The sequence below is a fragment of the Actinoplanes sp. NPDC049316 genome, from assembly GCF_040677315.1.
In the GTDB taxonomy this organism is placed as follows: Bacteria; Actinomycetota; Actinomycetes; order Mycobacteriales; family Micromonosporaceae; genus Actinoplanes.
On sequence record NZ_JBFAQM010000035.1, the window covers coordinates 13,878 to 35,487 of the forward strand.

Annotated in this window: 14 protein-coding genes; 5 read left to right on the forward strand and 9 right to left on the reverse strand. The window is 71.7% G+C overall.

Going from position 1 to position 21,610, the window contains the following annotated elements; all coding sequences use genetic code 11:
* The first annotated feature begins 200 nt into the window (after window positions 1–200).
* The 3 genes from AB0K03_RS35215 (at window position 201) to AB0K03_RS35225 (ending at window position 10,171) form a co-directional block, all read left to right on the forward strand.
* A complete protein-coding gene (locus tag AB0K03_RS35215) occupies window positions 201–5,450 on the forward strand; it encodes a diguanylate cyclase (RefSeq protein WP_364694407.1) in 5,250 nt (1,749 codons plus the stop codon).
* Window positions 5,451–5,573: 123 nt separating this feature from the next.
* Window positions 5,574–7,631: a DNA topoisomerase IV subunit B gene (locus AB0K03_RS35220; protein WP_364694410.1), complete on the forward strand. Its 2,058-nt coding sequence runs from the start codon at window positions 5,574–5,576 to the stop codon at window positions 7,629–7,631.
* A gap of 17 nt (window positions 7,632–7,648) precedes the next feature.
* Window positions 7,649–10,171 (forward strand): DNA topoisomerase IV subunit A, encoded by a 2,523-nt coding sequence (locus AB0K03_RS35225; protein WP_364694413.1) that lies wholly within the window; start codon window positions 7,649–7,651, stop codon window positions 10,169–10,171.
* A gap of 398 nt (window positions 10,172–10,569) precedes the next feature.
* Here AB0K03_RS35225 and AB0K03_RS35230 read toward each other — a convergent pair whose 3' ends face one another.
* Entirely contained in the window at window positions 10,570–11,007 is a 438-nt protein-coding gene (locus AB0K03_RS35230) for a MarR family winged helix-turn-helix transcriptional regulator (RefSeq protein WP_364694416.1), read from the reverse strand.
* 69 nt (window positions 11,008–11,076) lie between these two features.
* On the opposite strand from AB0K03_RS35230, the gene AB0K03_RS35235 reads away from it, so the two are divergent.
* Window positions 11,077–11,451, forward strand: coding sequence for a cupin domain-containing protein (locus AB0K03_RS35235; RefSeq protein WP_364694418.1), 375 nt, complete (start codon window positions 11,077–11,079; stop codon window positions 11,449–11,451).
* 54 nt (window positions 11,452–11,505) lie between these two features.
* Here the strand turns inward: AB0K03_RS35235 and AB0K03_RS35240 are convergent, their stop codons facing one another.
* Window positions 11,506–11,715: a hypothetical protein gene (locus tag AB0K03_RS35240; RefSeq protein ID WP_364694421.1), complete on the reverse strand. Its 210-nt coding sequence runs from the start codon at window positions 11,713–11,715 to the stop codon at window positions 11,506–11,508.
* Window positions 11,716–11,775: 60 nt separating this feature from the next.
* Window positions 11,776–12,606, reverse strand: a complete 831-nt coding sequence (locus AB0K03_RS35245; protein ID WP_364694424.1) for a class I SAM-dependent methyltransferase — start codon at window positions 12,604–12,606, stop codon at window positions 11,776–11,778.
* A 194-nt stretch (window positions 12,607–12,800) separates the two neighbouring features.
* Here AB0K03_RS35245 and AB0K03_RS35250 point away from each other — a divergent pair, with 194 nt between their 5' ends.
* Entirely contained in the window at window positions 12,801–14,054 is a 1,254-nt protein-coding gene (locus AB0K03_RS35250) for an ROK family protein (protein ID WP_364694427.1), read from the forward strand.
* A gap of 52 nt (window positions 14,055–14,106) precedes the next feature.
* On the opposite strand, the gene AB0K03_RS35255 is transcribed toward AB0K03_RS35250, so the two are convergent.
* From AB0K03_RS35255 to AB0K03_RS35280, 6 genes are all read right to left on the reverse strand, one after another.
* A complete protein-coding gene (locus AB0K03_RS35255) occupies window positions 14,107–15,510 on the reverse strand; it encodes a GH1 family beta-glucosidase (RefSeq protein WP_364694430.1) in 1,404 nt (467 codons plus the stop codon).
* Window positions 15,511–15,579: 69 nt separating this feature from the next.
* Window positions 15,580–16,590, reverse strand: a complete 1,011-nt coding sequence (locus AB0K03_RS35260) for an ABC transporter ATP-binding protein (RefSeq protein WP_364694433.1) — start codon at window positions 16,588–16,590, stop codon at window positions 15,580–15,582.
* Window positions 16,587–17,678 carry an ABC transporter permease gene (locus AB0K03_RS35265; protein WP_364694436.1) on the reverse strand — a complete coding sequence of 364 codons (1,092 nt, stop codon included), beginning with the start codon at window positions 17,676–17,678 and terminating at the stop codon, window positions 16,587–16,589. Before AB0K03_RS35265 ends, AB0K03_RS35260 begins: the two co-directional genes overlap by 4 nt.
* A 3-nt stretch (window positions 17,679–17,681) precedes the next feature.
* Entirely contained in the window at window positions 17,682–18,662 is a 981-nt protein-coding gene (locus tag AB0K03_RS35270) for an ABC transporter permease (protein WP_364694439.1), read from the reverse strand.
* Window positions 18,659–19,765, reverse strand: coding sequence for an ABC transporter ATP-binding protein (locus AB0K03_RS35275; RefSeq protein ID WP_364694442.1), 1,107 nt, complete (start codon window positions 19,763–19,765; stop codon window positions 18,659–18,661). The genes AB0K03_RS35270 and AB0K03_RS35275 overlap by 4 nt, the downstream gene beginning before the upstream one ends.
* An 82-nt stretch (window positions 19,766–19,847) precedes the next feature.
* Window positions 19,848–21,530: an ABC transporter substrate-binding protein gene (locus tag AB0K03_RS35280; RefSeq protein ID WP_364694444.1), complete on the reverse strand. Its 1,683-nt coding sequence runs from the start codon at window positions 21,528–21,530 to the stop codon at window positions 19,848–19,850.
* Window positions 21,531–21,610: the final 80 nt, after the last annotated feature.

A 21,610-nucleotide genomic window follows, 5' to 3' on the forward strand; every position in this document is an offset into this window, starting at 1 on the left:
CGGCCCTGCGCTTCGCTGCGGTGCAGTCGGCCCCGGGCTGAGTTTGTTGGGTCGGCCTTCTGGCCCTGCGCTTCGCTGCGGTGCAGTCGGCCCCGGGCTGAGTTTGTTGGGTCGGCCTTCTGGCCCTGCGCTTCGCTGCGGTGCAGTCGGCCCCGGCCGGGAATCCTTCAGCGGGGAGGCGGTGCGCCGATAGAGGCAGCGTGGGTGCCTCGCCTTCCGTACCGGCAGAGCCGGCAGCGGTGCAGTCCGAGCTCGGCGTCGCCGCCGGGCTCGAAGTGCTGGGCGAGATCGGCCGCGGCGCTCAGGCGGTGGTGTACCGCGTCCGGCGCGACGGCCGCGAGTACGCCCTCAAGATGCTGCTCGACGAGGCGCCGGCCGGTTCGGTCCGCGGGCGCGAGTTCCACCGGCAGGCGGCGCTGCTGGCCGCCGTCGACAACCCGAACCTCCCGCGCGTGCACAAGGCCGGTGACGTCGCCGGCCGGCCGTACCTGATCATGGATCTGGTCGAGGGGGAGCCGCTCGCCCGGCGGCTGCTGCGCGGGCCGCTCCCGGAGCGGCACGCGATCTCGATCGGGGCCGACGCCGCGGGCGCGCTGCGCGCCGTACACGAGCACGACCTGGTGCACCGCGACATCAAGCCCGAGAACGTGATGATCACCGCCGAGGGCGCAGCCCGCCTCGTGGACTTCGGGCTCGCCGCCCCCACGTCGCGCGACGGCCTGGGCCCGGACGACGCCGTGGCCGGCACGCTCACCTACTGCGCGCCGGAGCAGACGGGCATGCTCAACCGGCCCGTCGACAACCGCTCAGACCTGTACGCCCTCGGCGCGGTGCTCTTCGAGTGCGTCACCGGCGCCCCGCCGTTCGCCGCGGACGACGTCGGCGAGCTGCTGCACCTGCACGCCACCGCCGCCGTACCCGATCCCCGGGCGCTCTCGCCCGGCCTCGGCGCGACCTTCGCCGCCGTCATCGTCCGCCTCCTCGCGAAGGACCCCGACGACCGCTACCAGAGCGCCGCCGGGCTGCTGGCGGACCTGCGCCGCCTGGCCACCGACCCGGCCGCGGTGTTCCCGCTCGGTGACGAGGACGGGCCGGTCACGCCGCTGGAGCCGCAGCTGACCGGCCGGGAGGCCGAGTTCGCCGTCCTCCGCGACCGCTGGGACGACGCGGCGAGCGGCCGGGGCGGCGTGGTGATGCTGCACGGGCCGTCCGGCGCGGGGAAGACCCGGCTCGCGGCCGAGCTCGGCACGCTGGCCGCCGCCCAGGGCGCCGTGGTGCTGCGCGGCGGGGCGTCGTCCGGCGACCGGCGGCCGATGGCGCCGCTGCGGGCCGCCGTCGATGCGTACGTGAAGGAGTTGCTCGACCACCCCGGTGGCCGCGCGGCCGCCGCGAACGTCCTGCGCGCCGCCGCCGGCCAGAGCGCCGGCCTGGTGACCAGCCTGTCCCCGGCGCTGGCCGAGGTCCTCGGCGTGCCCGAGGTGCCGGGCGAGATCGGCCTCGGCCGGCACGCCGCCGCCGTCGCCGACCTGCTCACCGGACTGGCGCGCACCGCCGGGCCGGTGCTGGTGCACCTCGACGACGCGCAGTGGTTCGACGACGGCACCCGGCGCGTGCTGCGGCAGCTGGCCGCCGGCGTGTCCGGCGTACGGATGCTCGTCGTGGCGACCACCCGGCCCGCCGACGGCGACGCGCAGGGGCAGCCACCGCGACTCGGCTCCGGCCAGGTCCTCGACGTCACCCTGGCGCCGCTCGGCCAGGAGCAGGTGGCGCTGCTCATCGAGTCCATCTCCGGCGGCGTCCGGCTGCCCGAGCGCGCCGCGGCGCACATCACGATGCTGACCGGCGGGAACCCGTTCGTGACCCTCGCGTACGCGCGGATGGTCATGGAGGCCGGGCTGCTGCGGCCGGACTGGGGCAGGTGGGAGGTCGACGGCGACGGGATCCGCGACCTGGCGCTGCCGGCCGACTCGGCGCAGCTCGTGCTGCGCCGCATGAGCGCGCTCGACTCGGCCAGCCGGCACCTGCTCGGCATCGCCGCCGTCGTCGGCACCGCGTTCAGCGCCGGGATCATCGCCGAGGCTGCCGGCGTCGACCGCCGCCAGGTGCACGACGTCCTCTCCGACGCGAACCGCCAGGGCCTGCTCGCGCAGCGCGACGGCGTCCACCGGTTCCTGCACGACAGCATCCGCGTCGCGCTCCTCGCCGACCTCGGCGAGGCGCAGCTGCGCGAGCTGCACGACCGCATCGCCGACGCCCTGGACCGTCGTCCCGACCCCGACGTGTACGCCCTCGCCCGGCACTGCGCGCTGGGCAACCCCGGCCACGAACCGGTCCGGATGTTGCGCGCCTGCACCGCGGCCGGTGCCCGGGCGCTCGCCGAGCACGCGCCGGACACCGCGCTGACCTACCTCGAGTACGCCCGCGACGCCGCGCGTACCGGCGGCCTGACCGTGGGCAGCGCGCTCAAGGAGCTGCTCGGCACCGCGTACCACCAGAACGGCCGCTTCGACGATGCGATGGCGATGTTCACCGAGGCGCTGTCGGAGGCGTCGAGCGGCACCGAACGCGCCCGCCTGCACCTGCTGATCGCCCGCGTGCACGAGAGCAATTGGAGTGGCGCCGCCCAGCTGGACGCCGTCGACCGGGGGCTCGCCGAGCTGGGCCGCAGCCTGCCCGCCAACCCCGTGCTGCGGGTGCTCTCCGCGGTGTGGTTCTTCGTCATCGGCTGTCTGACCCGGGTCACCCGGCTCGGCTACGGCACCGCCAAGGGCGAACACCGCGACCTGCTGCGGCTGGAGACGACGCTGCTGCACTTCGGCGCCTCGGGCACCATCCGTACGCTGCGCCCCGCCCGGTCCCTCGCCTACGCGCTGCGGATGGTGTACCCGATCAACCGTCTCGGGCGGTCCCCGGAGCGTGCCCGCGACTTCGTGGCGCTCACGATGGCGTTGCGCATGGTGGGGCTGCACCGGCTGTCCGACCGCATCACCACCGCGTCCCTGCGCGTCGCCGCCGAGCTGGGCGACCCGACGCTGATCGCCCGCATCGACTGGATGACCGCCATCGCCGTGCACGGAAGCGGCGCGGACTCCGGCGAGCGCGTCCGGCGCGTGCTGATGGAGCGGGACCGCTTCCTCGACGCCGGCCTGATCCTCGACTGTTACGCCGTGCTCGGGTGGGACTGGCTGCTGCGCGGCGAGATCGCCGAGGCCGAGGCCGCCTGCACCGGACGGCAGCGCTGGCTCGACGCCGGCGGGCACGCCGACCGCAGCGCCGTCGTGGCCGTCGACGCCGGCCTGCTCGCCATGCGCGGCCGGGCCGGGGAGGCGCTCGCCGCGCTGGGCCGCGCCGGCGACACCCGGGAGATCCACGAGGTCGTCGACATGATCGTCGCCCGGATGCTCACCGCCATCGAGCGCGACGACCTGGGCGCCGCCTTCGACGACGCCGTCGCGGAGTTCGAGGGACTGGGCCTGCGCCCGTCCGACGTGCTTCCCGCCCAGCACACGTACTTCGTCTACCGCGCGTACGGCCGGCTCGAACAGGCCCGCCGCGCCGCCCCGGCCGACCAGGAGCGGGCCCTGGCCGCGGCCGGGGAGGCCGTCGCCACGCTGGGCCGGGTCACCAAGCGGTCGGTGGTCGCCGCGCACCACCGCATCGCCAAGGCCGCGCTCGCGGTGCTCAAGAGCGGGCACGCCGGCGTCGCGCTCGACATCCTCAGCCGGGCCGAGGAGCTGCTGCGCGCCGTCGACGCGCCGCTGACCTCTTTCGAGGCCGCCCTCACCCGTGCCCGCGCCCTGACCCAGCTCGGTGTGACCGGGGAGGCCGACCGGCAGGCGCGCATGGCCGCGACCATCGCCGAGGAGCGGGGCTGGCCGCACCGGGCCCGCCGGGTCGCGGCCGAGTTCCGGCTCGACGCCGGCCGCCGCAACCGGGTGCCGGTCGTCGCCGCCCGCGGCCGCGCCGGCCAGCGCTGGGCCGCGCTCGAGCAGCTCAGCAACGCCGCGTCGCGGGTCATCGACCCCGAGCGGCTCACCCGGGTCGCGCTGGACGAGACCGTACGGCTGCTCGGCGCCGAGCGCGCGCTGCTGTTCCTCGTGGACGCCGACAGCGGGGTGCTCGCCCCGCAGGTCGGCCGGGACGCCGGCGGGCACGACCTCGCCGAGCTCACCGGTTACAGCACCACGGTGGTGGACCGGGTCCGGCACAGCCGCGAACCGCTCGTCGTCACCGGCACCGAGGAGGGCGCGGCCCTGGGCGCCGACAGCGTCGTGCAGTACGGCCTGCGCAGCATCCTCGTCGCCCCGCTCGAGCTCGACGACCGGCTGCTCGGCGTGGTCTACCTCGACAGCCGCGTCGCCAAGGGCGTCTTCACCGTCGACGACGCCGACGTGCTGACCGCCATCACCCACCACATCGCCGTCGGCCTGGAGACGGCCCGTGCCGCGCAGCTCGAGGTCGCGGTCGCCGCCGCCAACCGGCAGCGGGACCTCGCCGAGACGCTGCGCCGCGCGATGGCCCGCCTCAGCGGCACGCTCGACCCGGAGCTCGTGCTGCGCCGGCTGCTGCTCACCGCCCGGCAGACGCCCGGCGGCGAGCGCGGCTGGCTGCTGCTCGGCACCTCGTCGTCGGCCGAGATCACCGTGCTCAACGGCACGGGCGGGACGGCGACCCTGGTCCTGGCGGACCACCCCGAGCTGCGTGCGCTGCTGGACAACCGGCAGGCCGACCTGATCTCGGGTACGCCGGCCTGGGCGACCTCGCTCGGCTCGCACAGCGGCGGCAGCTGGCTGACCGTCACGCTGGACGACCGCGACGGGCCGGTGGGCGTCCTCGTGCTCGCGTCCGAGCGGGTCAACGCGTATGCCGCCGCGGATCTGGGCGTCGCGGCCGCGCTGGTGGGCCAGGGGATGGTCGCGTACGACAACGCGCGGCTGTTCAGCCGCATCAACGAGCTGGCCACCACGGACAGCCTGACCGGGGTCGCGAACCGGCGGCGGTTCTTCGAGCTCGCCGAGCGCTCCCTCGCGGCGGCGCGGCAGTCGGGCAGCCCGGTCACCGCGCTGATGATCGACATCGACCACTTCAAGCGCATCAACGACACGTACGGCCACCAGACCGGCGACGACGTCATCCGCGGCGTGGTGGACCGGTTGCTGGCCGGCCTGCCGCCGGACGGCCTCGTCGCCCGGTACGGCGGTGAGGAGTTCGCGCTGCTGCTGCCGGGGGTACGCGAGGACGGGCCGGCGCTCGCCGAGAAGCTGCGGGCGGCCGTGGACGGCAGCCCCGTCGACACGCGTACGGGCCCCATCCCCGTCACTATCAGTGTCGGGCTGGCCCGGCTGCGCCCCTCGGACGCGACCGCCGACACCCTGCTCGGCCGCGCCGACGCGGGCCTGTACGCCGCCAAGCAGGGCGGCCGGAACCGTGTCGTAGCTCACGAGGAGTGACGTTCGTCCGGTTCCTCCCTTTCTTTGCCGGGGCGTACCGGGTCGGCCTCACGAAACTCGTCGTACCTGCCCGGTAGGCTCGCCGCGTCGTTGACGGCCGCCACTGCCCGGGAGTAATACCTCGTGACTGCGCAACAGGAGATCCTTTACGGGGCCGACGATCTCACGCACCTCGAGGGCCTCGACGCGGTGCGCAAGCGCCCCGGCATGTACATCGGCTCGACCGACAGCCGCGGCGTCAACCACCTCGCCAACGAGATCATCGACAACGCCACCGACGAGGGTGTCGCGGGTCACGCCGAGCACGTCACGGTCTACCTGCACGCCGACGGATCGGTCCAGGTCGACGACGACGGCCGCGGCATCCCCACCGACATCAACGCCAAGTCCGGCCTCTCCGGCGTCGAGCTGGTCCTCACCCGGCTGCACGCCGGCGGCAAGTTCGGCGGCTCCGGTTACAAGACCTCCGGCGGCCTGCACGGCGTCGGCGCCTCCGCGGTCAACGCGCTCTCGCTGCGCTTCGACGTGACCGTCAAGCGCGACGGCAAGGTCCACGAGATCTCGTTCCAGCGCGGCGTCCCGGGCGTCTTCTCCGGCGACGGCCCCGCGGCGAAGTTCCAGGCCGAGGCCGGCCTGCGCGTGGTGCGCAAGATGAAACGCGGCGAGCGGTCCGGCACCTCCATCCGCTACTGGTACGACGCCCGCTACTTCGAGACCGGCGCCCGGCTCGACACCGACACGGTCCGCGCCAAGCTGCGCAACACCGCCTTCCTCGTGCCCGGCGTGGCGTTCGTGCTGCACGACCACACCGGCGAGGAGCCGGTCGAGGAGACCTTCCACTACCCGCACGGGCTCACCGACATGGTGGAGTTCCTCACCCCGTCCGGCGACAAGCCGGTCTCCGGCATCCTCATGATCACCGGCGAGGGCACCTACAAGGAGAACGCCGCCGACGCCAACGGCGTCATGCAGTCCAACGTCGAGCGTCGCGCCGAGATCGAGGTCGCGTTCCGCTGGGGCACCGGCTACGAACGCACCGTCGAGTGCTTCACCAACACGATCCGCAACATGCACGGCGGCACCCACCGCAAGGGCTTCGAGCGCGCCCTCACCCGCGCCCTCGGCGAGGCCGTCCGCAACGCCCGCGGTCTGCTCAAGCCCAAGGAGGACGTGCCGGTCCTCGACGACTACCTCGAGGGGCTCACCGCCGTCATCCACGTGCGCGTGCCCGAGCCGCAGTTCACCTCGCAGACCAAGGACGAGCTGTCCACCGCCGGCATCACCCGGGTGCTGCAGGGCCTCGTCGAGCAGCACCTCAAGCAGTGGATGGACGATCGGCGCACCAAGAGCGAGGCCCGTACGGTCCTGCAGAAGGTGGTCGACGCCGCCCGCGTCCGTCTCACCCAGAAGCAGCAGAAGGACGCCGCCCGGCGCAAGACCGCCCTCGAGGGGGCGTCCATGCCGCCCAAGCTCGTCGACTGCCGCTCCACCGGGATCAACCGCAGCGAGCTCTACATCGTGGAGGGCGACAGCGCGCTGGGCACCGCCCGCATGGCCCGCAGCTCGGAATACCAGGCGCTGCTGCCGATCCGCGGCAAGATCCTCAACGTCCAGAAGGCCAGCCTGCAGCAGGTCCTGGACAACGCCGAGTGCTCGGCCATCGTGCAGGTGCTGGGGGCCGGGTCGGGGCGCACGTTCGACCTGAGCACCATGCGCTACGGCCGCGTCATGATCATGGCGGACGCGGACGTCGACGGCTCGCACATCCGCACCCTGCTGATCACGCTCTTCGCCAAGTACATGCGGCCGGTGATCGAGAACGGCCGGCTCTTCGCCGCCATGCCGCCGCTGCACAAGGTCAGCACCAAGGGCCGCAACTCCGAGACGGTGTACACGTACACCCAGCAGGAGATGGAGGCGACGGTCCGGCGGTTCGAGAAGGCCGGCAAGTCCGTCAACAAGCCCGTGCCCCGGTTCAAGGGTCTCGGCGAGATGGACGCCGACGAGCTGTGGGACACCACGATGAACCCCGCCACCCGCACGGTCCGGCGGATCACCCTCGACGACGCCGAGCGGGCCGAGGCCACGCTCGAGCTGCTCATGGGGGAGCGGGTCGAGCCGCGCAAGAACTGGCTCATCGAGGCCGCCGGCCGCATCGACCAGGAAACGATCGACGCCTGAGGAACGGGTCACAAGACATGGCACGCCGCAAGAACGAGCAGTCCCGGGTGGACCTGTCGGCCTTCGACCAGGCCGGGGCCCGCGTCATCGACAACCCCATCACCACCGAGGTCGAGGACTCCTACCTGGAGTACGCGTACTCGGTCATCCACTCCCGCGCCCTGCCGGACGCGCGCGACGGGCTCAAACCCGTCCACCGCCGCATCCTCTGGTCGATGCAGGAGCAGGGCTACCGCCCCGACCGCCCGTACGTGAAGTCCGCCCGCGTCGTCGGCGACTGCATGGGTAAGTACCACCCGCACGGCAACGTGGCGATCTACGACGCGATGGTCCGCCTCGCCCAGGACTTCTCGCTCAACGTCCCGCTGATCGACGGGCACGGCAACTTCGGCTCGCCGGACGACGGCCCCGCCGCCGAGCGGTACACCGAGTCCCGGATGTCGCGCGAGGCCATGCTGCTGGTCGGCGAGATCGGCGAGGGCACGGTCGACTTCAAGCCCAACTACGACGGCTCCGAGCAGGAGCCGACGGTGCTGCCGGCGGCCTTCCCCAACCTGCTGGTCAACGGCACGTCCGGCATCGCGGTCGGCATGGCGACCAACATGATCCCGCACAACCTCGGCGAGGTCGTCGCGGCGGCGCGGCACCTGATCACCGATCCGGAGGCCGACCTCGACGCGCTCATGCGCTTCGTGCCCGGGCCCGACCTGCCCACCGGCGGTCAGCTGCTCGGTCTCGACGAGGTGCGCCGGGCATACGAGACCGGTCGCGGCGTGGTGCGCATGCGGGCCCGCGCCCAGACCGGGCCGCTCGAGGGTGGCCGCGGCCGGCAGGCCATCACGGTCGTCGAGCTGCCGTACGGCGTCGGCACCGAGAAGATCATCGAGGCGATCACCGACGAGGTGAAGGGCAAGCTCATCGTCTCCGGCCCGAAGAAGGGCCAGCGCCAGGCCGCCCGCCTGCAGGGCATCGCGGACGTCAAGGACCTCACCGACCGCGAGCACGGCACCCGGCTGGTCATCGAGTGCAAGGTCGGCGTGAACCCGCAGGCGCTGCTCGCCGACCTGTACAGGCTGACCCCGCTGGAGACCTCGTTCGGCATCAACAACCTCGTGCTGGTCGACGGCCAGCCGCGGACCCTCGGGCTCAAGGAGCTGCTCGAGGTGTTCCTGGCGCACCGCTACGAGGTGGTCACCCGGCGCACCACGTTCCGGCGGACGAAGCGGCAGGACCGGCTGCACCTGGTCGACGGCCTGCTCATCGCGCTCATCGACATCGACCGGGTCGTCGCGATCATCCGCGGCAGCGACGACGCCGCGGCCGCGAAGGCCGGCCTGATGAGCGAGTTCGGGCTGACCGACATCCAGGCGACGTACATCCTGGACACCCCGCTGCGCCGGCTGACCCGCTTCGACCGCATCGAGCTGGAGACCGAGCAGCAGCGGCTCAACGAGGAGATCGCCGAGCTGTCGCGCATCCTCGACGACGAGAACGTGCTCCGCCAGGTCGTCTCCGACGAGCTGGCCGAGGTCGCGGCGGAGTTCGCGACACCCCGGCGCACCACGCTCATCGACGGCGACCTCAAGGAGGTGCTCGCCGCCTCCGCGCCGGCCGGGCCGCTGGAGGTCGCCGACGACCCGTGCCAGGTGATCCTGTCGGCCACCGGGCTGATCGCGCGTACGGCGGCGGAGAGCGAGGAGGCGACGGAGGCCCGCCGCCGCAGCGGCCGGGTCAAGCACGACGCGGTTCGCGCGGTCGTGCACTCCACGGCCCGCGGCCGGGTGCTGCTGATCACCAACCGGGGCCGGGCGTTCAAGACCGACGTGCTGCCGCTGCCGGTGCTCCCGGAGCAGTCCGGCACGGTGTCCCTGCGCGGCGGCATGTCCGCCTCCGAGCTGGTCCCGCTCGAGAAGGGCGAACGCGTCGTCGGCCTCGCCCCGCTCGCCGCCGACGACTCCCCGGGCCTGGCCCTGGGCACCCGCCGCGGCGTGGTCAAGGTCTGCGCGCCGGAATGGCCGGTCCGCTCCGACGAGTTCGAGGTCATCACGCTCAAGGACGGCGACGAGGTGCTCCAGGCCACCTGGCTCACCGACGGCTCGGAGTCGCTGGTCTTCGTCACCTCGGACGCGTCGCTGCTGCGCTTCCCGGCCAAACTCGTACGCCCCCAAGGCCTCAAGGGCGGCGGCATGGCCGGCATCAACCTGTCCGCCGGCGCCGAGGCCCTCTCCTTCAACGCGGTCGGCACCCATGACCCCCAGCACGGCGAACCCATGGTGGTCACCTCCACGGGCACCCAGGTCAAGGTCACCCCGTTCGCGGCGTACCCGCCCAAGGGCCGAGCCACGGGCGGCGTCCGCGTCCAGCGCTTCCTCAAGGGCGAGTCCAGCCTCACGGTGGCCTGGGTAGGCCCCCGCCCGGTCGGCGCCAGCACGACGGGCGACCCGGTCGACCTCCCGGACCCCGACGGCCGCCGCGACGGCTCGGGCGAAGCGGTCCTGATGGGCCCCCAGATCATCGGCCACCTCATCGAACGCGGCTGACCATCCCGCGCGGGGTGCGGCGCACCCTTTCCGTACGGGTTGCGGCAAGCCGCTCCCGCGCCGGTTTCGGCGAGCTTGCTCCGCGCGGGGTTGTGGTGGGGCCGCTCCGAGGCGGTTCGCGATGGGTCGCTCGCCGCAGGTTGCGATGGGCCGTCTCCCGTGCGGTGGGTCGACCTTGCGTGCGTGTGGTCGGCCGTTTCCCGCGCCGGGCCGCGGTGGGCCGTTCCCGGCTGGTCACAGTAGGTTGCTGCCGAGCGGGTCAGGTCACGGTCGGCCGTTCTTGGCGGGTGGTTCGTTTTCTCGCGTGATGGCTGACCGACGCGTGCGGTTGTTCGACGAAGGCGCGGGTCGCTGTCGGCCGGCCTACGCGGCTTCACGCGGGTGTTCCGGCGGCCGCCTCACCAGATCGGGCGGAGCCGGCCGGGGGTCGCCAGCCGTGCCAGGTCCGCCCGCAGGGCGGCCACCCGCTCCGGCCCGATCTCGTCCGCCCATGGCCGCAGCACCTCTTCCGCCGCCTCGTCCGCTGCCCGGGTGCACGCCCACCCCTTCTCCGTCAGCACGATCAACCGCGCACGCGCGTCGTCGGGGTGGGGGCGGCGTTCGACGTATCCCTTGCTCACCAGGTCCTCGACCATCTGGCTGGCCGCCTGCTTCGTGACGTCGAGGTGGTCCGCGAGTTGCACCACCGTCGCGCCGCCGCTCGACAGGCGGGCGAATGCGAACCCGTGTGCCGGCCGCAGATCCGTGAAGCCGCGCGCGCGTACGCCGTCGTCGATGCCGTCCACCAGGGAGCGTGCCGCGCCGAGGAGCAGGGCGGGTAGGTCGAGGAGTTCCACGGCGCCAGTTTGACACAGAAGTCAAGTTGGTTGACTATATGGTCAAGCTGATTGACCAAAGGAGCGAGGATGTCCATCGTCAAGGAAGAAGCAGCAATAGCGCACGAGATGCACGGGGCGACGTTCCACTCGTTCGTCGCGCCGTCGTCGGGGAGCCGGGAGCTGTGTGCGTGGCGGCTCGAGGTCGCCGGGGGTACGGCGGGTGTCGAGCACCGGGTCAGCCGGGAGGAGGTGGTTCTGCTGATCTCCGGTGAGCTGACCGTGACCGTCGACGGCGTGCCGGGGACGCTGCGGGCCGGTGATGTCGCGTTCGTGCCGGCCGGGTCGGCGTTCCGGGTCGACAACCGGTCGGGCGGGCCGGCGAGCGCGTGGGTGACCACGAGCGTCGGTCTGGAGGCCGTGCTCCCGGACGGCTCCTCGATCCGCCCGCCGTGGACACGGTGACAGGCGGCGGCCCGCCCGGTCGGCTGACCGGGCGGGCGCGGGGCGGTTCGTCGCCTACTTCGACGGCTCCGGGATGTCGCACGTGATCTTGGGGTTGACGCCCATCCAGTTGAGCGGTCCCGCGACGATGGTGACCATGACCGTGCCGGCCTTGGCGCAGCCGGCGTCGCCGGTGTCCTTGAAGTAGCCGCGCTCGAACGCGGCGACGGCGCCGAGCACGAGCCACAAGATGACGATGATTCCGCCGATCGATCCTGCGCGCATCGGGGGCCTCCTGAGCAAGGTGGGGGAGTGGCCCGCGACATACCCCGTACGCGTCGATCTTTAAACGGCGGCGCGCACCGCCTGCAGGGTGTACGTGTGCGGCAGGCGGCGGGGCCGGTCGGTGACCTGCCATTCGCCGCCGGGGCGCAGGGTCATCTTGCCCGGCAGGGCCTCCCAGGGCACCGTGTCGTGCTCGGTCAGGCCGGTGATCGTCATGCCGGCCTCGAGCAGCGCCGTCACGATCTCGCCGAGGCCGTGGCTCCACTCGTGGGTGGTCGTGTGCACGAATTCGTGGTCGGTGTCGACGTACGTGCCGGCCTCGTCCCAGACCATCGGCTCGGCATGCTCGAAGTACGGGTACTCGACCACGAGCAGGTCGTCGTCGCGGCCGTCCTGCAGGGTCCACAGCATCGGGTGGCCCTCGCGGATGAACAGCCGCCCGCCGGGGCGCAGCAGCGCCGCGACGACCCGCGCCCACCGCCGGATGTCGGGCAGCCAGCCCAGCGCGCCGATGCCGGTGTACACGAGGTCGAAGCCGTCCGTGCCGAGCACCTCCGGCGCGCCGTAGACGTCCGACTCGACGAAGTCGACCGGGTTGCCGGCGCGCTCCGCCAGCTTGCGGGCCTCGGCGAGGGAGGCGGGCGAGAAGTCGAGGCCCGTCATGGTCGCGCCCAGCCGGGCCAGCGACACGGTGTCGCTGCCGATGTGACATTGCAGGTGTACGCCACGCAGCCCGCTGATGTCGCCCAGCCGCGGCAGGTCGAAGCGTACGACGTCGCTGAGATGCCCCGGGTCCGCGGCGAACGCGGCCAGGTTGTAGCCCGTCGAGGCCGCGTGCGCCGGGGCGCGTTCGTCCCAGTTCGCGCGGTTGACGTCGAGGTAATCGGTCACGGTGGCCGACCGTACCCGAAGGCGCGGCGACCCTCGCCCGGTTTTCGCCGGGCCCTGCGCGCGTCATGATGGGTAACCCGGCTCGAAACTTCCGCCCGGGCCACTCTTCAGTCCGGTCAGGGGCGGTGGTGGGGCGGTTGGACTCGGGGCGTTAGATGCAGGTGACACGGGTGTATGCGAAAGCGGGTGCGGGCTTGGAGACCAGGCGTACGACGGTGCGGGACGTCCGCCGCGCGAACCGGGCCAGCCTCCTCACGGACCTGTTCCACGGCGGCCGGCAGAGCCGGCAGCAGCTGGGTGACACCACCGCGCTCAGCCAGGCCAGCGTCAGCAACCTGATCGGCGAGATGCTCGACGAGGGCCTGGTCGAGGAGGCCGGCCTGGTCGGTTCGGACGGTGGCCGGCCGCGCGCGCTGCTGCGGGTCGCGCCGGGATTCGGGTACGTCGCCGGCGCCGACGTCGGCGAGACCCGGGTTCTGGTGGAACTGTACGACCTGGCGATGTCCCGCCTCGGCGTCGTGGAGTACGAGCTCGGCGCCGGCGGCCCGGTCCCCGAGGTGGCCGCCGCGAAGCTCCTCGAAGGGCTGGACGCGGTGGTGGCGGAGGCCGGCATCGAGAAGTCCGCCGTGCTGGGCTTCGGCGTGGGGGTGGCCGGGGTCGTCGACCAGAGCGAGGACGCCCCGGTGGTCTACTCGCAGACCACCGGCTGGGACGGTGTGCCGCTGGGCCGGATGCTGCGCGAGGGCACCGAGGTGCCGATCTTCGTGGAGAACGGCGCCAAGACGGTCGGTCAGGCCGAGATGTGGTTCGGCGCGGGCCGCGGGGCACGCCACGCGGTCATCGTCATGGTCGGTACGGGCGTCGGCGCGGCGGTCGTGATGGACGGGCGCGGCTACCGCGGTGCCAACAGCAGCGCGGGGGAGTGGGGACACACCACGCTCGTGTACGACGGTGACGTGTGCCGGTGCGGGGCGCGGGGGTGCCTGGAGGCGTACATCGGCGCGGAGAAGGTGATCGCGCGCCTGGCGGAGGCCACCGGCCGGCAGCCCGACCCGAAGCTGCTCACCCGGATGCTGGCGGCGGACGGCCCGCTCGACGAGGCGGCGGCCCGGGTGATCCGCGAGACCGTCGGCTATCTGGGCGCCGGAATCGCGGGGTTGGTGAACCTGTTCTCGCCCGAGCGCATCGTGCTCGGCGGCCCGGCAGGCTTGGCGCTGGGAGAGCGTTTTCTTCCGGACATCCGGGACGCAGCCGCCCGGAATGCCCTGCGGCAGCCGTACTCCCGTACCCGGATCGAGCTCTGCCAGCTTGGACCCGACGCCGTCGCGATGGGCGCGGCCACGCTGCCGATCGCGCGCCTGCTCGCCGACGGCGGCCTGCCGGCGACGGCCGGCCCGGCGCCGATGTCCCGCGCGGCGCACCGCCGGTCGTTGACCCGAGGCCGCTGAGCGCACGGGAAAGGGCGCCGCCGAAGCCGCGCCCTTTCCCGATCGGGGAACCTCAGTTGCCGCGCACCCGGGCGATCGTGTCGCGGTACCACAGCGCCGACTGCTTCGGCGTGCGCTTCTGCGTCTCGTAGTCCACGTGCACGATGCCGAACCGCTTCGCGTACCCCTCGGCCCACTCGAAGTTGTCCAGCAGCGACCACGCGAAGTATCCGCGCACGTCCGCGCCCTGTTCCCGGGCCGCCGCCACGGCCGCGATGTGCTCCGCCAGGTAGGACGTGCGGTCGTCGTCGGCCACGTTCCCGTTCTCGTCGGCGCGGTCGTCGAACGCCGCGCCGTTCTCGGTGACGACGATCGGCAGGCCGGGGTAGTCGTTGTGCAGGCGCACGAGCAGCTGGGTGAAGCGCTCCGGCGTGATCGGCCAGTCCATCGCCGTGCGGGGGCGGTCGGGAAGGATGGCCCGCACGACGGGCAGGCCGTCGGCGTCGAGCGTGCCGCCGTTCTCGTCGGTGCCGCTGAAGTCCTGTCCGAAGTAGAAGTTGACGCCGAGCACCTCGAACGGCGTGGAGATGATCTCGAGGTCGCCGTCCTGCACCGGGAACGCCGAGCCGCGGGCGGCCAGGTCGTCGACGATGTCCTGCGGGTACGCACCCTTGCGCAGCGGGTCGAGGTAGACGCGCAGGCCCATGCCGTCGGCGCGGCGGGCGGCGTCGCGGTCGGCCTGGCTGTCGGTCGCGGGGTCGGCCGTACCCATGTTGAGGGTGATCCCGTAGGTGTGCTCGCGCGTCGCCGCCGCCCGCATCCGCTGGGTGGCGAGGCCGTGGCCGAGCAGCAGGTGGTGCACGGCGGCGAGGCCGGCGTCGAAGTCCTTGCGGCCGGGGGCGTGCACGCCGGTGACGTAGCCCAGCCACGCCGAGCACCACGGCTCGTTCAGGGTGGTCCACGTGTCCACGCGGTCGTTCAGCTTGTCGAAGACCATCATCGCGTAGTCGGCGAAGCGGTACGCGGTGTCGCGGTTCGGCCAGCCGCCCGCGTCCTCCAGCTCCTGCGGCAGGTCCCAGTGGTACAGCGTCACCCACGGTTCGACGCCGGCGGCCAGCAGCTCGTCGGTCAGCCGGTCGTAGAAGCCGAGGCCGGCCGGGTTGACCGGGCCGCGGCCGTGCGGCTGCACCCGCGGCCACGCCACCGAGAAACGGTACGTGTCCACGCCGAGGCTCTTGATCAGCGCGACGTCCTGCGGCATCCGGTGGTAGTGGTCGCACGCGACGTCGCCGTGGTCCCCGCCGGCCACGGCGCCGGGCACCCGGCAGAACGTGTCCCAGATGGACGGCGTGCGCCCGTCCTCGGCGACGGCGCCCTCGATCTGGTACGAGGAGGTGGCGACGCCCCACTTGAACGACGGGGGGAAGTCGGCTGCGGGGAGCAGCAGCCCGGGGGCGGAGCTGACGGTGGGGTTCATGGTTCTCCTGTGGGGGATGGATAGACAGACGGCCCCGGCGCGCAGGGCCGGGGCCGTCGGTGCCGGTGGTCAGCCGACCGGCTGCTTGACCGGGTGCAGCCAGCAGGCCACGGTGCGGGTCGACCCGTCCGGGGTGTCGGGGTTGCCCAGCACCGGGATGTTGTCGGCGCAGGGGTCGAACACCTTGGGGCAGCGCGGGTGGAACGAGCAGCCCGAGGGCATGCCCTTGAGGTCGGGCGGCGACCCCGGGATTCCGCTGAGCTCGCGGCGGGCGCCGCGCAGCGCCGGGAACGAGCCGAGCAGACCCGCGCTGTACGGGTGCAGCGAGTTCCGGTACAGCGCGGGCGCCTGCGCCTCCTCGACGATCCGGCCGCCGTACATGATCGCGATCCGGTTGGAGAACTCGACGAGCAGCGACAGGTCGTGGGTGATGAAGATGACCGAGAAGCCCAGCCGCTCCCGCAGCTCGATGAGCTGGCCGAGGATCTGCCGCTGCATCACCACGTCCAGCGCGGTGGTCGGCTCGTCCATGATGACCACCTGCGGCTGCAGGATGAGCGCCATGCCGATCATCACGCGCTGCCGCATGCCGCCGGAGAGCTGGTGCGGATAGGCGTCCATCCGATCCGGGGAGATGCCGACGAGCTTGAGCATCTCCCGGGCCCGGGCGTTGCGGCTGTGCGCCGACATCTTGGGCTCGTGGGCCTCGAGGACGTCGTTCAACTGCGTGGAGATCTTGTGTACGGGGTTGAGCGAGTTCATCGCACCCTGGAACACGATCGCCGTCTCGGCCCACCGGAACGCGCGCAGTCCGGCGTCGTCCAGGCCGAGTACGTCGTACGGCTCGCCGTTGTCCGGGTGGTAGATGACCTCGCCACCGCTGATCACGCCCGGCGGGGCGAGCAGCCGGGTGAGGCCGTACGCGAGGGTGGACTTGCCGGAGCCGGACTCGCCGGCCAGGCCGAGGACCTCGCCGCGGTGCAGCGTCAGGTTGACGTCGCGGACCGCGTGCACCGCCTGGTCGCCCAGGCCGTAGTCCACGTTGAGATTCTTGATCTCGAGGACGGGCTCGCCGCTCACTGCGTGGCCTCCTTGTTGCTGCGGTTCACCGGCGTCGCCGCCGCGGTGTTGATCGTGGGGATCGGACGTGCCTGCGTGGGCGGCGCCCCCGAGCTGCTCAGCACCGGCGTGAAGCCGACGCGCATCCGTACGGTGTGGCCGGAGGCGGTCTTGATCTTGGTCTTCCCGGCGCTGCGCAGGCGCGGGCTGACGAATTCGTCGATGCCGAAGTTGATCAGCGACAGGGCGGTGCCGAGGAACGCGATCGCCAGACCGGCCGGGACGAACCACCACCACGCGCCCTGGGCGAGGGCCTGCTGGCTCTGCGCCCAGAACAGGATCGTGCCCCAGTTCCAGGTCGAGACCGAGCCGATGCCGATGAAGGCCAAGGTGATCTCGGAGGTGACCGCGAAGATCACCGTGCCGACGAAGCCGGAGGCGATGATGGCGGTCAGGTTGGGCAGGATCTCGAAGAGGATGATCCGCCACGTCGACTCGCCGTTGGCGCGGGCGGCCTCGACGTACTCGCGTCTGCGTAGTGACAGCGTCTGGGCCCGGAGCACCCGGGCCCCCCACGCCCAGGAGGTGAAGCCGATGATGAGGGCGACGAGGGTGTCACCGCCGCCGGGCGCCGCCGCCGTCACGATGATGATCAGTGGCAGGGCCGGGATCACCAGGAAGACGTTGGACAGTGCGGAGAGGCTGTCGTCCCAGCCGCCGCCGAGGTAACCGGCCGTGACGCCGATGACGACCGACAGGACGGTGGCGAGCACGCCGGCGGCCAGGCCGACGAGCATGACGCCGCGGGTGCCGACCAGCACCTGGCTGAACACGTCCTGGCCGAGGTGCGTGGTGCCGAACCAGTGGTCCGCGGACGGCGGCGCCACCAGCTCCGGGCCGCGTGCGTCCGGGTCGTACGGCGCGATCCACGGCCCGATGATCGCGAAGAGCAGGTAGATGCCGAGCACGACCAGGCCGGTGAGCGCCTTGGCGTTGGCGACGAACCGGAACCGCCGGCGCTTGGCCTTCGTCGGCGTCGGCGCCTCGGGCTCCGCCATCGCCCCCTGTCCGGGGATGACCTGCTCCACGCTGGAGGTGGGAAGAGTCACCGGTCAGCCCTCCTTGCGGGTACGCGGGTCGAGCATCAGATAAGCGATGTCGGCGATGAGGTTCGCCACGAGCACCGAGATGGTGATGACGAGGAAGATGCCCTGCATCAGCGGGTAGTCCTTGGCGCCGACCGCCCGGAAGAGCAGGAAGCCCAGGCCCGGGTACGAGAAGACGATCTCGACCAGCAGCGTGCCGCCGACGATGAAGCCCAGCGACAGCGCGAAGCCGGAGACGTTCGGCAGCAGTGCGTTGCGGGCCGCGTAGTTCAGCGCCACCCGGCGTTCGGGAAGGCCCTTGGCGTGCGCGACGGTTATGTAGTCCTCCGCCGCGACGGTGACCATCATGTTGCGCATGCTGAGGATCCAGCCGCTCACCGAGGAGATGAGGATCGTGAGCGCGGGCAGCAGGCTGTGCCGGATCGCGCTCGGGATGAAGTACTGGTCCCAGGCCGGCACCAGGCCGGGTTCGTAGCCGCCGGACGACGGGAAGAAGCTGTCCGGTCCGGCGAGCAGGTAGATCGCCAGCAGGCCGAGCCAGAAGTACGGCACCGAGGACAGGAAGGTCGTGACCGGCAGCAGGCCGTCGATCCACGACCCGCGCCGCCACCCGGCCAGCACGCCGAGGCCGGTGCCGATGAAGAAGCTGATGATCGTCGTGATACCGACCAGCGCCACGGTCCACGGCAGCGCGTCGCCGATGATCTGCGAGACGCTCGCGGGGAAGGCCGTGAAGGACAGGCCGAGGTCGCCGTGGAGCAGCTGCTTCCAGTAGTCGACGTACTGCTCCCAGACGCTGGCGTCCTTGTCGAGCCCGAACAGCACGTACAACGAGTTGATCGCCTCGGTGCTCATCTGGCCCTGGAAGCGGGCGAGCAGCGACTTGACCGGGTCGCCCGGGATCATCCGCGGGATGAAGAAGTTGATGGTGATCGCGGCCCACGCCGTGAAGGCGTAGAACAGGATCCGCTGGAGCAGGTACCTCATCGGGCGCCCTCCACGTTCACGATGGCGGCGGTCGCGGCCGAACCCGGCTGCTGCTCGGCGACGGTGGCCTCGTCGTACAGCCAGCAGGCGGCCCAGTGGCCGGGGGCGTCGCCGATCTCCAGGCGGACCGGGAGGTCCGTGGTACACCGCGGCATCGCCATCGGGCAGCGCGGGTGGAACCGGCAGCCGGCCGGCGGGTGGATCAGGCTGGGGGGTTCGCCGTTGCCGCGGTCCCCGGTGTCCTCCAGCATGTTGTGGATGCGGTCCGGGTCGGGGGCGGAGTCGATCAGGAGCCGGGTGTACGGGTGCGCCGGCGCCTGCGTGACGCTCTCGCTGTCGCCGCCCTCCACCATCTGGCCCGCGTACATCACCAGGGTCTCGTCGGCGAAGTAACGGGCCGATGCGATGTCGTGGGTGATGTAGAGGATGGCGAGGTTGAGCCGTTCCTTGAGGTCGCGCAGCAGGTTCAGCACGCCGAGGCGGATCGAGACGTCCAGCATGGACACCGGCTCGTCGGCGAGCAGTGCCTCCGGGTTCGCGCCCAGCGCCCGCGCGATCGCGACGCGCTGCCGCTGGCCGCCGGAGAGCTCGTGCGGGAACTTGTCCAGGTAGCGCTCGGGCGGCGTCAGGCTGACCCGGTTCAGCAGGTCGGCGAGGGCGCGCTCGAGGTCCGCGGCGGAGGAGCCGGCGTTGCCGTGGATCTTCAGCGACCGGGTCAGGTGGTACCGGATCGTGTGCACCGGGTTCAGCGAGGCGAACGGGTCCTGGAAGATCATCTGCACGCGGCGGACGTACGCCCGGAACGCTCGGCCGCCGTGGACCCGCGTGGACTCCCCGTGCAGCTGGATGTCCCCGCCGGTCCGTGGGTACAGCTGCGCGAGCAGCCGCGCGACCGTGGACTTGCCGGAGCCGGACTCGCCGACGAGCGCCACCACCCGACCACGCCGCAGGGTGAGGTTCACGTCGTCGACCGCGTGCACGGCTTCGTGCTCGCGCTTGAACAGGTCGCGCAGCTTCCGGCGGACGGGGAAGTGCTTGGTCAGGCCGATCGCCTCAAGCACCACCTCGCTGGCCGGCGCTTTCGCGTCGGGGCTCAACGTCATGTCGAGTTCCTTTGCGGAAAGGGGGGTCGGAACCGCCGCGGTGCCGCCCCCGGAACGCGGGTCCCGGGGGCGGCGGTGCGGATCAGGAGTTGGCGGGCTTGAGGTGCAGGACGACGTCCAGGGCGTTGGCCTGCGTGGGCTGGCCGGCGCCGTACGGGTTGGTGTCGTCGGGCCAGCCGACCCAGTTCTTCGTGCTGTACGCCATGCCGACGTTGTCCGCGCCGACCGGGATCATCGGGACCTGCTCGACGAAGACCTTCTGGAGCGTGTTGAGCGCGGCGGTACGGGCCGCGTCGTCCGAGGCGTTCGCGTAGTCAGCGATCGCCTTGGTGGCCTCGTCGTTCTTGAAGCGGCCGAAGTTGCCGCCCGGGGACGCGGTGCCGATCGGCTTGAGCAGCTTGCCGTCCATCACCGTCTGGTAGATGTCCCACGGCGTCGAGCCGCCGTTGGTCCAGCGGAAGGTGGCGTCGAAGTTGCCCTCCTCGACGTTGCGGAACCAGGCGTCCTGGTTCGCCTTGTCGACGGTGGCCTGGATGCCGATCTCGGCGAGGTTGCTCTTCACGATCTCGAGCGAGGTCTGGTAGTCGGACCAGCCGCTCGGGTCGGTCAGGGTGAGCTTGACCGGCTTGCCGCTCGGGTCGGTCAGCGTGGTGCCGTTGAGCTTGTAGCCGGCCTGCTGCAGCAGGGCCTTGGCGCCCGCCACGTCGACGGTCTGGTTCTTGCCCTTGTAGTCCGGCGCGATGAACGCGTCACCGGCCGGCGACGGCAGGCCCGTCACGCTGGTGACGACCGGGTGGAAGTAGCCCGCCTCGGCCTGGTTGAAGATGTCCTCGCGGTTGACGACCATGTTCATCGCCTGGCGCAGCTTCGGGTCGTCGAACGGCTTCTTGGTGGTGTTGATGTAGAGGCCGTGGATGCCCAGGACCGGCGGCGCCCAGACCTTGTAGTGGGCCGGGTCCTTGTCCAGGAAGACCGTCTTGTAGTTGGGGATGAAGACGAAGCTCCACTCGTTGGAGCCGTCCGACAGCGCCGTGGTCTGCGCGTTGTTGTCGGTGTACGAGGTGTAGCGCAGCTCCTTGACCTGGGGCAGGTCCTGCCAGTAGCCGGAGGTGCGCACCGACAGCGTGGTGGTCTGCGGGGTGAAGGACTTCAGCGTGTACGGGCCCGAGCCGACCGGGTTCTTGTTCGCGTCCTTGCTCGGGTCGCTGATCTTCTCCCAGATGTGCTTGGGCACGATCGGGGTCTGGCCCAGCCACTTGTCCTTGTAGACGAACATCGAGCTGGTGAACGTCACGGTCACCGTGTTGCCGCTGTTCGTGATCTCGCCGTACGGCGTGGCGGCGAGGTTGATCGCCTCGTTCTTCTTGATGAGGTTGAAGGTGAAGGCGACGTCGTCACCGGTGACCTTCTGCCCGTCGGACCAGGTGGCGTTGTCCCGGACGGTGATCGTGACCTTCTTGAAGTCCTTCGACCACTCGGCGCCGGTTGCCAGCCACGGCTTCGACGGGTCCGCCGGCTTCACCGGGTTCCACATCATCAGCGGCTCGTAGATCATCCAGCGGTAGCCGAGCGAGGCGCCGGCCGACGTGGTCAGGAACGGGTTGTGGTTCTCCGTCTGCGGACCGTTCGGCATGCCCACGGTCAGGAAGGTGTTGCCGCCGGATGCGTTCTTGTTCCCCGCGTTCGGCGAGTCGCTGCAGGCGGCGAGCCCGCCCGAGGCGAGCACGCCCGCCAGGGCGACCGCGAACAGTTTCCTTCTCTGCATCTCTAGATCTCCTCAGGTAATGCGATATCGGGTGAGAGGGGTCGCCCGAGGAAAGGGCGGGGTGCAGCCGATCGCCGAGG

Excerpts from the sequence above, each read along its gene's own strand:
- AB0K03_RS35280 (WP_364694444.1), bottom strand. The coding sequence starts at position 21,530 with ATGCAGAGAAGGAAACTGTTCGCGGTCGCCCTGGCGGGCGTGCTCGCC.
- AB0K03_RS35240 (WP_364694421.1), bottom strand. The coding sequence starts at position 11,715 with ATGCGCGCAGGATCGATCGGCGGAATCATCGTCATCTTGTGGCTCGTG.
- AB0K03_RS35255 (WP_364694430.1), bottom strand. The coding sequence starts at position 15,510 with ATGAACCCCACCGTCAGCTCCGCCCCCGGGCTGCTGCTCCCCGCAGCC.
- AB0K03_RS35235 (WP_364694418.1), top strand. The coding sequence starts at position 11,077 with ATGTCCATCGTCAAGGAAGAAGCAGCAATAGCGCACGAGATGCACGGG.
- AB0K03_RS35225 (WP_364694413.1), top strand. The coding sequence starts at position 7,649 with ATGGCACGCCGCAAGAACGAGCAGTCCCGGGTGGACCTGTCGGCCTTC.
- AB0K03_RS35270 (WP_364694439.1), bottom strand. The coding sequence starts at position 18,662 with ATGAGGTACCTGCTCCAGCGGATCCTGTTCTACGCCTTCACGGCGTGG.
- AB0K03_RS35275 (WP_364694442.1), bottom strand. The coding sequence starts at position 19,765 with ATGACGTTGAGCCCCGACGCGAAAGCGCCGGCCAGCGAGGTGGTGCTT.